Source organism: Thiocapsa sp., assembly GCF_018399035.1.
GTDB lineage: Bacteria > Pseudomonadota > Gammaproteobacteria > Chromatiales > Chromatiaceae > Thiocapsa.
Genome location: NZ_CP073760.1, coordinates 4,304,725 through 4,316,419 on the forward strand (window position 1 = coordinate 4,304,725; position 11,695 = coordinate 4,316,419).

The window sequence follows — 11,695 nt, forward strand, 5'->3', positions numbered from 1 at the left end:
TATGACGAACGCTTACACACCTAAGGAGGCTCGATGACCGCGTTGGTAAGTAACGAGGTGGAGCCGGCGCGTGACATGCGTTGTTCGACATCCCTTTCACGGATACACTTATCTCTGTCGCTTGAGGTTTGTGTTTGATGTGCGTCTCCTTTACTCGTCTGGATCCTTATGAATTCGATCATGCGATATAAGTTCTTGTCTGAAGTCGCCTCTGCGGAAGTCTACTGTGATGTCAACTAACGCCGAACGAGTCCAGTCGCCTTTGATTCAGCAGCTTCGCTTCGGCTTGCAGCCTGAGCAATTACGCCTTGCCTTGGACGATATCCTTGAAGGTTGGCGCCGTCGCGAGCTCTGGGCGACGCTCGGACTCCACGATGTGCGCCAGCGCTACCGGCGCTCGACGCTCGGTCCTTTTTGGATCACCATCTCGATGGGCGTCATGGTCTTTGCTTTGGGGCTTCTATACGGTCAGATCTTCGGCCAGGATCTGCAGGAGTATCTACCGTTCCTCGCTGCAGGCTTTATCATATGGGGCCTTGTCTCGGCAATCATTTTAGGTGGTTGCACAACCTTTATCGCGGCGGAGGGCATGATCCGGCAGCTCAATGCGCCCGTCTCGATCTATGCCTACCGTGAATTGTGGTCCGGGGTCATTTCCTTTGCCCACAACATCTGGATCTTCGTGGCCGTGGCCTGGTGGTTTGACGTGGGTGTGACCTGGAACATTCTCTGGGTTTTGCCTGCAGTCTTGATTCTCCTGATCAACGGCTTCTGGATGGCGCTCTTTTTCGGTCTATTGAGCGCGCGCTTTCGCGATGTTCCGCTCATTGTCGGTAGTGTGGTTCAGGTGCTCTTTTTCCTGACGCCGGTAATTTGGCGGCCCGAGATGTTGCCGGATCGCGCCTTGTTCCTGCAGCTCAATCCCTTTTATCACATGGTCGAGATCCTGCGTGCGCCGATGCTGGGCAACGCCCCTGCCTTTGAAAACTGGCTAGCGGTCTTGCTCATCGCGGTGTTCGGGTGGGTGATTACACTCTTTTTTTATTCCGCCTACCGTTGGCGGATTGCCTACTGGGTTTGAGGATAGGGACGATGGCATCAATCACTTTGGAGAAGGTCTCGGTCTCTTTCCCGGTCTATAGCTCGGCGACGCGATCGATCAAGAATCGATTGATACAGAGTGCGACGGGCGGACAGATTCGCTCCGAGTCCGGCTCGGATCGGATCTCGGTTGTACAGGCACTGCAGGATATCAATCTCAAGCTCGAAAGCGGAGATCGGATCGGATTGGTGGGGCATAACGGGGCGGGCAAGACGACGCTGCTTCGTGTGCTTGGCGGCATCTACGAGCCGAACGAAGGGCGGGTGTCCATTCAGGGTTCAACCGTGCCCTTGTTCGATATCAGTCTCGGGATGGATCCCGAAAGCACCGGCTATGAGAATATCCTCCTCCGCGGACTCTATCTGGGTCTGAGCCGCTCCCAGATGCGTGCGCGGTTGGACGAGATCGCCGATTTTACGGAGCTGGGAGACTTCCTCAACCTTCCGATTCGCACCTATTCGGCCGGGATGCGGATGCGCCTGGCGTTTGCGGTGTCGACCTCGGTCGCGCCGGACATCCTCTTGATCGACGAAGGTATCGGGGCCGGGGATGCCGCTTTCCTGGAAAAGGCAAGCCAGCGCTTGAAGCTGTTCACCGAACAGGTCTCGATCATCGTGCTCTCGTCGCATTCCGAGGCGTTGATCTCGAAGATGTGCACCAAGGCCGTGTTGATGGAGCACGGTCGTGTGGTCGGGGCAGGCACGACCGAGGCGGTGCTGGAGCAGTATAAAGCGTTGCGCGACGGATCTCCGAAAGCGCCGCCGCTCGAGGCTGCGATCTCGCGCGCGTCTACGCCGCAGAAGGCCATTGCGGCGGCGCCCAGTGTGGCAGGCTTAGCGACGCCCGCAAAAGAGCGAGCCGATTGGGCGGACCAAACCGCGCATTTGCTCCGCGAGCATCGCTGGCAGGATGTGGATCTGGACCGTCTGGTGAAGGAGATGGAGTCGCTCGCGCGTCCTGAGACGAGGAATTGAGTGGCTAAGCCTGCCGCCGAGGGTTGGTTGTGCCGCGCACGCCTCGGCACACAGGCGCCGTAGGATGGGTAGAGCGAAGCGAAACCCATCCAGCCCGCGCCAATGGCATCAGACCTCAACCCGGCAACGCGGCGGTTTGGAGGATGGGTTTCGCTGGCGCTCTACCCATCCTACCCGTTAGTGAAGGGGTTCGCCTTGTTTCGGAATCGTGGCTAAGCCTGCCGTCCCGCAGAGAAAAACAGCAGTGCGCCGAGCATGTAACAGCCTGCGACGAGCGCAACCCCGGTCGTCGCCGGCAACCAAGGGCCGGGTCCGAGCAGTAGGATGAGGGTGCCGCAGACGATGACGGTGGCGCCGGCGAGTGCGCGGACCGACTGGGATGTCGATGCGGCCCTGTCGTGGCCGGAGCTGCGACCGTGGTCGCCGAACGCCCCGGCCTCGGCTGCGCGCAGACGCTTGTCGTAGGTGCTGAGGATCCGGTAGGCCATCAAGGGGATCTCGGGGGTCTGATCTGCGACGGAGATGACGTTGCGCTTGGTCCGGTCGAGTAGGCCGACGACCCCGATCTGATCCTTCATCCAGCGTTCCATGTAGGGTTTCGCGGTCGTCCAGAGATCCAGCTCGGGGTAGAGCTGACGGCCGAGGCCCTCGATGTTGAGCAGGGTTTTCTCCAGCAGCACCAGCTGCGGCTGGATCTCCATATCGAAGCGCCGCGCGGTCTGGAACAGCCGAACCAGGAAGTGGCCGAAGGAGATTTCGGCCAGCGGTTTCTCGAAGATGGGCTCGCTGACGGTGCGGATGGCGGATTCGAATTCGTCGACCCGGGTGCCGGACGGGACCCAGCCCGATTCCACGTGCAGCTCGGCGACGCGCCGATAGTCCCGCTCGAAGAAGGCGAGCAGGTTCTCGGCGAGATAGCGCTGATCCTCCGTGGTCAGCGTTCCGACGATGCCGAAGTCGATGGAGATATAGCGCCCGGACGGCTCGACGAAGATGTTGCCCGGGTGCATGTCGGCATGGAAGAAGTTGTCGCGGAAGACCTGGGTGAAGAAGATCTCGACCCCGCGCTCGCCGAGCTGTTTCATGCTCACGCCTTGGGCCTTCAGACGCGCGACATCGCTGACCGGGGTCCCGTAGATGCGCTCCATCACCATGACTCCGGGGCGGGTCCAGTCCCAGTAGACCTCCGGGATGTAGAGCATCTCGCTGTGAATCCAGTTGCGACGCAGCAGGGAGGCGTTGGCGGCCTCGCGTTGCAGATCCAGCTCGTCGTAGATGGTCTTTTCGTACTCGCGGACCACGTCGACCGGGCGCAGCCGACGCCCGTCCTTCCAGTAGCGCTCGGCGAGATGGGCGACGGTGTACATCAGCCCGAGATCGCCGCGGATGGTCCGCTCGATGCCGGGTCGCAGCACCTTGACCACGATCTCGGTCCCGTTCTTCAACCGTCCGGTGTGGACCTGCGCGATGGAGGCGGAGGCGAGCGGGATGGGGTTGAATTCGTCGAGCACCTCGTCGACCGAGCAGCCCCACGCCTTCTCGATGATGGCGCGCGCCTCGGCACCGTCGAACGGCGGTACCCGATCCTGCAGCTTGGCCAGCTCGACGGCCAGGTCGTCGGGCAGCAGATCGCGTCGGGTCGAGAGGATTTGCCCGAATTTGACGAAGATGGGCCCCAGGTCTTCCAACGCGAGGCGCATGCGCACCGGGTAGGAGGTCGGCAGGTTGCGTCTGTACCAATGCCAGGGCGAGATGTAGGTGATCCAACGCAGCGGCCGAAACAGGTGGGTCTCGAGGATGACCTCGTCGAGTCCGTGGCGCAGGAGGATCCGATTGATGCGGAAGAGCCGCAGGGCCTCGCGGGGTCCGATCATGACGACGTGCCGGGCCCCGCATGGGTTCGAGCGAGGCGCTCGAGGCGTTCGATACGTGCCTCGGCGCGCTCGACGTCGTCGCGCAGGATGTCGACCTGTGCCAGGAACGCCTCGACCTCGTAGCGTGTCGGGGTCAGGCGGGCCTCTTCCTGAAGGTATTCCTGAAGATTCGCGGTCAGGGATTCGGAGCTCTTGCGTGCCCACTGCGCTGCCGCACGCGCCTGATTGCCGACCTGGTGGGCGAAGGGATCGCCGATGATGCGCGCGAGCTGCTCCTCCCAATCCACGTCGAGGCCGGCGATCGCACGGTTGAAGGCTTGTGCCAGTAACGTATCGCCGAGGATCTCGACCTCGCCCTGGATGATCTGGGTCTCCTTGCGCTCGGCCATGCCCATGCGGGCGAGTGCAAGCGGGGTACCGCGGATCAGGCAGTCGGGCTCGGCGTCATAGCCGCCGAAGAGCTGGAGGCGCCGGTCGCTCGGGATGATGGTCACACGCGTGCCGAACCCCTTGAGCTCGATGCCGATGATTCGCCCCTCGAGTGCAGCGAATGCGGCCGAGCCCTCCGGGTCCAGCGCCATGTAGCGGTTCAGTGCCTGCTCGACGACGGCCAGTACCGCGTCCGGGATCTGGATGCCTTCGGTCACAGTGTGTAACCTCGGTGGATCGCGACGATACCGCCGCTGTGGTTGAAGTAGTCGCACCGCTCGAACCCGGCCGCTTCCATCATGGCGCGCAAGGTTTCTTGGTCCGGGTGCATGCGGATGGATTCGGCCAGATAGCGATAGCTCTCGGGGTCGTTCACGACCAAGCGTCCGAGCGTGGGAAGGACCGAGAAGGAGTAGAGGTCGTACGCCTTGCTCAAGGGGCGGCTGACCGGGTGCGAGAACTCCAGGATCAGTGCCCGTCCGCCGGGCCGCAGCACCCGCTGCATCTCGATGAGTGCAGCCTGCTTGTCGGTGACGTTGCGCAGACCGAAACCGATGGTGACGCAGTCGAAGTAATCCGACGGGAACGGCAGCTTCTCGGCATTGATCAGGGCGTAGTGCAGGTTGCCGACGCGTCCGCGGTCGAGCATGCGCTCGCGCCCCGCGGTGAGCATGGAGGCATTGATGTCGGACATGACCACCAGCCCCTGCGCGCCGACGATGCCGGAGAAGCGCTCGGCGAGATCGCCGGTTCCCGAGGCGAGATCCAGCACACGCTGACCGCGGCGCACGCCCGACAGCTCGATGGTGTGACGCTTCCAGAGCCGATGGATGCCCAAGGACATGAGGTCGTTCATGAGGTCGTAGCGGGAGGCGACCGAGTCGAACACCGCGCGCACGCGTGACGCCTTCTCCTCGACCGGAACCTGCTGATAACCGAAATGTGTCGTCTTGTCGTCGGACATGCTGTGTCTCTGCTGAACCGCGCTTGATTGAATCTGCACCGCTTCGGGGTTTGCTTGGCCTTGACGCGAACAAGGGCCGTCGGCGGCGCGGTTCAGATCGTTGATGGTGTCGAAGCTCGTGGCCGATGTGCGGCGACGCCCCTGTGATCCGGGTCGGTCGACGCGAGCATCGGGCGTGCGTCGTGCCGAGCGGGCGTCAGTTTACAACATCGGCTCTACAAGATCGGCGTCGCGGATCAGGAGGCAAGGACCTTTCGTTTCTGTCCGGCCTTTTCCAGCTCGTCGAGATACGCCTTCCAACGGGGCTCCTGCTCGACCCCGAGGGTGTAGAGGTACTCCCAGGAGTAGATGCCGGTGTTGTGCTCGTCGTCGAAGTGCAGACAGATGGCGTAGTTGCCGACGGGCTCGATCTTGTCGACCCCGACATCCTCCTTGCCGAGCTGCAGGACGCGCTGCCCCGGGCCGTGGCCTTGGACCTCGGCCGAGGGGGAGTAGACGCGCAGGTACTCGCACGGCAGGTTGAAGTGCGAGCCGTCGTCGAAGGTGATCTCGAGGATCCGCGATTGTTGGTGCAGGTTCAGCTCGGTCGGTGTCGGCATGGGGTTCTCCGGCGTCCGCGAATCTGCCGCGGACGTTTTTCAATGGGGTTGATCGGATCAAGGAAGCGATTGCCGTGAACCGCCGCTGCTCCGGCTGCGGTCGACTTAGGCGATTTCCGCAAAATTCCATCCCTGTAGGTTGTGCTGACGTTAGGAAGCACAACTTGCGCCGACGGTTGGGCGATTTCCGGGAATGATCATCCCGGCCGTGCGTGTTGCCAATGCTTACCGGGCGACTAAAGTCGCCCCTACATGTTGGTCGATGCTTTCCCGGAAATCACCTTGGTTGTGCCTCGCACGGCTCGGCACAACCTACGCCCTTGGTGTTAAGGCTTCCGGAATTCGCCGTAAACCAAGCCCGGTGCGGTATGCGTACAAAGACACTCGACACCAGCACAGACCGCTCCGGACGCGGTTTACAGGATATAGCGCGACAGGTCCTCGTCGGCCGCGAGCCCCGCCAGGTTCTGATCGACATAGGCGGCGTTGATGGTCACGGTCACGCGGTCCAAGTCCGTGGCGTTGTACGAGACGTCTTCGAGCAGCCGTTCCAAGACGGTGTGAAGACGACGCGCCCCGATGTTCTCGGTCCGCTCGTTGACCTGCCAGGCAATCTCGGCGAGTCGCCGGATGCCGTCTTCGGTGAACTCCAGGCCGACGCCTTCGGTGGCGAGCAGGGCGCGGTACTGATCCGTCAGAGAGGCGTCCGGCTCGGTCAGAATCCGCACGAAATCCTCCGTGGTCAGGGCCTTGAGCTCGACGCGAATCGGCAGACGGCCCTGCAGCTCCGGGATCAGATCCGACGGCTTGGAGAGATGGAAGGCCCCGGAGGCGATGAAGAGGATGTGATCCGTGCGCACCGAGCCGTGCTTGGTCGACACGGTGCTGCCCTCCACCAGCGGCAAGAGATCGCGTTGCACGCCCTCGCGCGAGACATCGGCGCCCGCCATGCCTTCGCCGCGCTTGGTGACCTTGTCGATCTCGTCGAGAAAGACGATGCCGTTCTGCTCGACGTTCTCGATGGCGCGTAGCTTCAGCTCCTCGTCGTTGACGCGCTTGGCGGCCTCCTCGTCCTTGAGCAGCTGTCGGGCGTCGCGGATGTGCAGCTTGCGACGCTTCATGCGACCCTGACCGAGGTTCTGAAAGAGCCCCTGGAGCTGATTGGTCATCTCCTCCATGCCGGGCGGGGCCATGATCTCCACCCCCATCGGCGAGGCGGAGACCTGGACCTCGATCTCGCGCTCGTCGAGCTCCCCGGCGCGCAGGCGATCGCGAAATTTTTCGCGGGTCGTCGAGCTGGTGGTCGAACGACTTTCTTCCTCGAAATTCGACGGTGGCGGGAGGAGTGCATCGAGGATGCGCTCCTCCGCGGCCGCCTCGGCCTGTCCCGCGAGCTTCGCCATCTCCTGCTCGCGCGCGAGCTTGATCCCGATGTCGGCCAGATCTCGAATGATGGACTCGACATCGCGCCCCACGTAGCCGACCTCGGTGAACTTGGTTGCCTCCACCTTCAAAAACGGCGCGTTGGCCAAGCGGGCCAGGCGCCGGGCGATCTCGGTTTTGCCCACGCCGGTCGGACCGATCATCAGGATGTTCTTGGGCGTGATCTCCGAGCGCATCGGCTCCGGGATCTGAGAGCGACGCCACCGGTTGCGCAAGGCGATGGCGACGGCGCGCTTCGCCTCGTCCTGACCGACGATGTGCTTGTCGAGCTCCGAAACGATGCGTTGTGGGGTGATTTCCGACATCTGGATCTATCCGTCGAGAGGGTCGCCCGATCGAGCGACCGATTTGGATGGAGGCTTGACCTCACGAGGCGTCGTTGCTGACCTTCGCCTGGTCATGGGAGGAGTCGGCGGCGCGGTCCGAAGGCCGTCCTTGAGACATAACGATACCGGTCTCCGGCAAGAGGCTCGGCCATGGCGCGACAAACAGGCGTCACCGTTCCGTGTCGAGCTCTTCGAGCACCAGATTGTGATTAGTATAAATGCAAATGTCCGCGGCGATGTTCAAGCCCTTCTCGACGATCTCGCGGGCGCCGAGCTCGGTGTTCTCGAGCAGCGCGCGGGCCGCGGCCTGCGCGAAGGATCCGCCTGACCCGATCGCCATGAGGTCGTTCTCGGGCTCGATCACGTCGCCGGTGCCCGAGATGATGAGCGAGGTCTGCGCGTCGGCGATGCAGAGCAATGCCTCGAGGCGACGCAGCATGCGGTCGGTACGCCAGTCCTTCGCCAGCTCGACGGCGGATCGGGTCAGATGGCCCTGGTGTTTCTCGAGCTTGCCCTCGAAGCGCTCGAAGAGCGTGAAGGCGTCTGCCGTGGCCCCGGCGAACCCGGCGATCACCTGCCCTTTGAAGAGGCGGCGGACCTTACGCGCGTTGCCCTTCATGACCGTCTGCCCGAGCGAGACCTGCCCGTCGCCGCCGATCACGACCTTGCCGCCGCGCCGAACCGAGAGAATCGTCGTACCGCGAAAACTTTCCATCGTCGTGCTTCGCTGTTGTTCCGATGTCGCTATTCTACGGCATCGGCGCACGAAACGATGCGCTTTGAGGCGGCGTGGTCTTGCTTCGTCACCCCGGCCACCGAAACATCAGTCGCTCGTGATACCCGCTCCGCGGTGTCACGCATGCCCAGTGGCGCTCTGCGCCACGTGCCACGATGGCCGGAGTTACGAGCAAGGTCGGCGGCGTTGCGGCATCCCGGGCCGACCGGCGGCCTTGCGCGCACGGCCGCCCCCGATCACCGAAACGGCCAAATCGCAGCCGTCGGGACAAGCGACAGCGCAGTCCACCAACACCGGCACCTGGCTTGGTGGACTGCGATCCGCTTGCCCCCTTCCGCCGGGCTTACTGGCGACGGCTCGGTGTTGGCTTGTCACGATTTGGCATTTCCGGCATCCTCTTTAAGGGAATTTTTGATCTCTCTTCATTTCATTTGCGACGGATTTATCATGCGAGTGTTGATCGTGACGCATGCCGCTTCTTTTCAGACCGATCGAATCGTGTCGGGAAACGCGGTTCGAGCGCACTATTTCGGTAAAGGGCTTGTCCAGAACGGTATTGACGTCACCTTCGCGTATCCCACGGATTTGGCTTCGGATGAAAAACTGAATGAGGTAGGCGCCGGTTCGAGCGATCTTCGCTTCTTCGGGAGTCGATCCGAGCTCCATGAGCTGATCGGCGATGTCAAGCCGCAAGCCATCCTGGTCGGCTATTGGGAGTTCTTGGAGCATTTCCCCGACGATTACGAGATCCCGCTGATCGCGGACATCATCGCGCCACGTATCCTCGAGGCGATTTTTCAGGACCACCAAGACGTCAATCTGCACGCGAGCAAGATGATTGCCTTGTATCGCAAAGCCAGTCGCTTTATCTGCGGCACTCAACGGCAGCGTCAGTTTCTGATTCCCTGGCTGATTCTTGCGGGATTCGATTGTCGTTTCGGGGCGCCCATCGACATCATCCCGATCTCGACGGAGCCACTGTTCTCGCGCCGTCGCGCTCATTTGTTGGATCCATGGGTCATCGTGACGGGCGGCGTGTCCTGGCCTTGGCGCATGGGTGAGCGCTATACGGATGCAATACGCGCGACCCTAGCCGACGGCAAGGCGATGAAGGGGCGCTTGCTTCTGCTTTCTGGCGGCTATATTCACGAAAGGCCGGCCGACTCTGATAGCGCAACGTCCGCAGATGCCGACGCACAATACGACGCGACGGTTCAACATATCGGTCTATTGCCGTACGGGGACATGGAGCGGCTGTTCAGCGAGCAGTGCGATATCGGTATCGAGCTCTCCGACTACAATATCGAACGGGATTTCAGCGCATCCTTCCGCTCCATCGAGTTTCTGCGGTGCGGGCTGCCCGTGATCTGCAACCACACGCTCGAGTTGGCCCGGCAGGTCAACGACTATGATGCGGGGTGGGTCATCGAGAGACCGGAGGACTTGCCCGCGCTGCTCGCAGCGATTGCGGGCGATCTGCCGGGTTACGATCGGAAATCCGCCAATGCCATTCGATTGGTCGAAGAGCGCTATCATTATCTCAAGACGATTGTTCCTTTGGTGGAGTACCTTCGGGACCCGAAGGCGCCGGAAAAGACCGATGATTGGTTCTTTCGTGGATCCGAGAAACTGGCGTTGGATCTCTATCATCAGGTCAGCGAGCTGGATCATCAACTGCGCATCCGCGACAAGCAAATCACCGATTTGCGCCGGGATGGTGAGCGTCTGAAGGCAGAATTGGATGACGTCCTCGGGGGCGCAAGCTGGCGGCTCATTCAGCCCGTCAGAGACGTCGCCCGGAGACTGGTGACCTTCAAAAGTTTGCTCCTCCGTGCCGTGGCGAGCGTCTATCGGCGAGGGTGGAAGCACCCCGGACCGCGCGAGGAGTTCGCCTTGGAGTCGGGTCGATACACCCCGCGGGCGGCGGACTCTTCGCGGGATAAGTGGATTGATCGCAAGGGTCGCTATGTCGCGATCGTGAGTCGGGAGGATGTCTTTCCGACGAATCACGGCGCGGCGGTGAAGATCGAGCGAACGGCTTGGGGCCTGTCGCACCTCGTCGACGGTGTCTTTCTGATTACGGGTGACTGGGGGCGCTATTACGAATTCAAGAACGGAAGCGCAACGGAGAGGTATTTTCCGTTGCCGATCAGGCTCTCCGGGGTTTCCGGGATGGTGTTCAGAAAAAGGCTGCTGCGAACGGGCATTCCGATCAACGAGGCCTATATCTACCAAGCGCTGTTTGATTGGGGCTATTTCGTTCGTCTCATGTATCTCGCCTTGCGCTATCGCATCGTCCTGTACCAGGCAGAATTTCCGGCGTACGCGCAGGCATGTGTCCGGGCGAAGCGTCTTCTGCGCGGAAAGACCCTGTTGGTCGAGCACAACGTGGAGTGCGATCGGATCAAGGCCCAGTATCCGGAAGTGTCGCAGCAGATCTACGCATGGCTGCGGGATCAGGAGGTCGGACTCTGCAATCAGGTCGACAAGGTCATCGCGGTATCTCAGCCGGATCGGGATTTGCTCGTCGGTCACGGCGTGGATCCGGACAAGGTGCATGTGATCCCGCACGGTGTCGATCTGGGTGCGTTCGAGAAGACCTATGCGTTCAGCTTGCGCGATGCCTATGGTGTGCCTGCGGATACGCGCATCATCCTGTATCACGGAATTTACAGCTACGCGCCGAATCTCGAATCCATCCGATTGCTTGCGAAAGAGATCCTGCCGCGATTGAGGCTCCGAGGCTGGAAGGCAAAGGTGTTTGCCATCGGGCCCGAGGCGCCCCTCGACGCAATCGATCCGGATGTCGTCTTTACCGGTTCGGTCGATCAGCTTGCGCCTTATCTCAAGAGCGGGGACTTGGCGGTGGTTCCGCTGCAGCAAGGCGGCGGAACGCGGATGAAGATCTTGGAGTATTTCGCGGCCTCGATACCGGTCGTGACCACCTCGAAAGGGGTCGAGGGGATCCCTGCCGAGAACGGCTCGCAGGTCCTTATCGAAGATACCTTCGACGGCATGGCGAATGCGATTATTCGATTGTTCGAGCACCCTGAGGAAGGAATGGCGATGGCCGAGCGGGCGAAGGATATCGTCGAGCGTTCGGATTGGAAATCGATTGCCGATCAGTATCTGAGTTTGCTGAAATGATGTTCTGCAGTGCCCGAAAAGCGGTATTACTCATAGGTCCGTTGAGCCGCCGATCGGAGTGGTCGGGTGGACAAGCGCTACGCAGTTCACCCGCGCGTACG

9 protein-coding genes are annotated in these 11,695 nt (G+C 61.5%); 3 read left to right on the forward strand and 6 right to left on the reverse strand.

Annotated elements, in window-relative coordinates:
• Nucleotides 1–229: 229 nt before the first annotated feature.
• Both KFB96_RS19640 and KFB96_RS19645 read left to right on the forward strand, forming a co-directional pair.
• Nucleotides 230–1,081 (forward strand): ABC transporter permease, encoded by an 852-nt coding sequence (locus KFB96_RS19640; RefSeq protein ID WP_213460658.1) that lies wholly within the window; start codon nt 230–232, stop codon nt 1,079–1,081.
• Between the two features lie 11 nt (nt 1,082–1,092).
• Nucleotides 1,093–2,076, forward strand: a complete 984-nt coding sequence (locus KFB96_RS19645; RefSeq protein ID WP_213460660.1) for a DUF29 family protein — start codon at nt 1,093–1,095, stop codon at nt 2,074–2,076.
• Nucleotides 2,077–2,288: 212 nt separating this feature from the next.
• Here KFB96_RS19645 and ubiB read toward each other — a convergent pair whose 3' ends face one another.
• The 6 genes from ubiB to hslV all read right to left on the reverse strand — a co-directional run bounded on the left by ubiB (nt 2,289) and on the right by hslV (nt 8,426).
• Nucleotides 2,289–3,950, reverse strand: a complete 1,662-nt coding sequence (gene ubiB / locus KFB96_RS19650; RefSeq protein WP_213460663.1) for a ubiquinone biosynthesis regulatory protein kinase UbiB — start codon at nt 3,948–3,950, stop codon at nt 2,289–2,291.
• Nucleotides 3,947–4,597: an SCP2 sterol-binding domain-containing protein gene (locus KFB96_RS19655; protein WP_213460665.1), complete on the reverse strand. Its 651-nt coding sequence runs from the start codon at nt 4,595–4,597 to the stop codon at nt 3,947–3,949. Before KFB96_RS19655 ends, ubiB begins: the two co-directional genes overlap by 4 nt.
• Complete coding sequence (gene ubiE / locus KFB96_RS19660) at nt 4,594–5,343, reverse strand: bifunctional demethylmenaquinone methyltransferase/2-methoxy-6-polyprenyl-1,4-benzoquinol methylase UbiE (protein ID WP_213460667.1); 750 nt, start codon at nt 5,341–5,343, stop codon at nt 4,594–4,596. The genes KFB96_RS19655 and ubiE overlap by 4 nt, the downstream gene beginning before the upstream one ends.
• 236 nt (nt 5,344–5,579) lie before the next feature.
• Nucleotides 5,580–5,942, reverse strand: coding sequence for a DUF971 domain-containing protein (locus KFB96_RS19665; RefSeq protein WP_213460669.1), 363 nt, complete (start codon nt 5,940–5,942; stop codon nt 5,580–5,582).
• A gap of 416 nt (nt 5,943–6,358) precedes the next feature.
• A complete protein-coding gene (gene hslU / locus KFB96_RS19670) occupies nt 6,359–7,690 on the reverse strand; it encodes an ATP-dependent protease ATPase subunit HslU (RefSeq protein WP_213460671.1) in 1,332 nt (443 codons plus the stop codon).
• Nucleotides 7,691–7,880: 190 nt separating this feature from the next.
• Entirely contained in the window at nt 7,881–8,426 is a 546-nt protein-coding gene (gene hslV, locus KFB96_RS19675) for an ATP-dependent protease subunit HslV (RefSeq protein WP_213460673.1), read from the reverse strand.
• Nucleotides 8,427–8,894: 468 nt separating this feature from the next.
• Between hslV and KFB96_RS19680 the strand changes: the two genes are divergently transcribed.
• Nucleotides 8,895–11,594 (forward strand): glycosyltransferase, encoded by a 2,700-nt coding sequence (locus tag KFB96_RS19680; protein WP_213460675.1) that lies wholly within the window; start codon nt 8,895–8,897, stop codon nt 11,592–11,594.
• Nucleotides 11,595–11,695: the final 101 nt, after the last annotated feature.

Excerpts from the sequence above, each read along its gene's own strand:
- hslV (WP_213460673.1), bottom strand. The coding sequence starts at position 8,426 with ATGGAAAGTTTTCGCGGTACGACGATTCTCTCGGTTCGGCGCGGCGGC.
- ubiB (WP_213460663.1), bottom strand. The coding sequence starts at position 3,950 with ATGATCGGACCCCGCGAGGCCCTGCGGCTCTTCCGCATCAATCGGATC.
- ubiE (WP_213460667.1), bottom strand. The coding sequence starts at position 5,343 with ATGTCCGACGACAAGACGACACATTTCGGTTATCAGCAGGTTCCGGTC.
- KFB96_RS19645 (WP_213460660.1), top strand. The coding sequence starts at position 1,093 with ATGGCATCAATCACTTTGGAGAAGGTCTCGGTCTCTTTCCCGGTCTAT.
- hslU (WP_213460671.1), bottom strand. The coding sequence starts at position 7,690 with ATGTCGGAAATCACCCCACAACGCATCGTTTCGGAGCTCGACAAGCAC.
- KFB96_RS19640 (WP_213460658.1), top strand. The coding sequence starts at position 230 with ATGTCAACTAACGCCGAACGAGTCCAGTCGCCTTTGATTCAGCAGCTT.
- KFB96_RS19680 (WP_213460675.1), top strand. The coding sequence starts at position 8,895 with ATGCGAGTGTTGATCGTGACGCATGCCGCTTCTTTTCAGACCGATCGA.
- KFB96_RS19665 (WP_213460669.1), bottom strand. The coding sequence starts at position 5,942 with ATGCCGACACCGACCGAGCTGAACCTGCACCAACAATCGCGGATCCTC.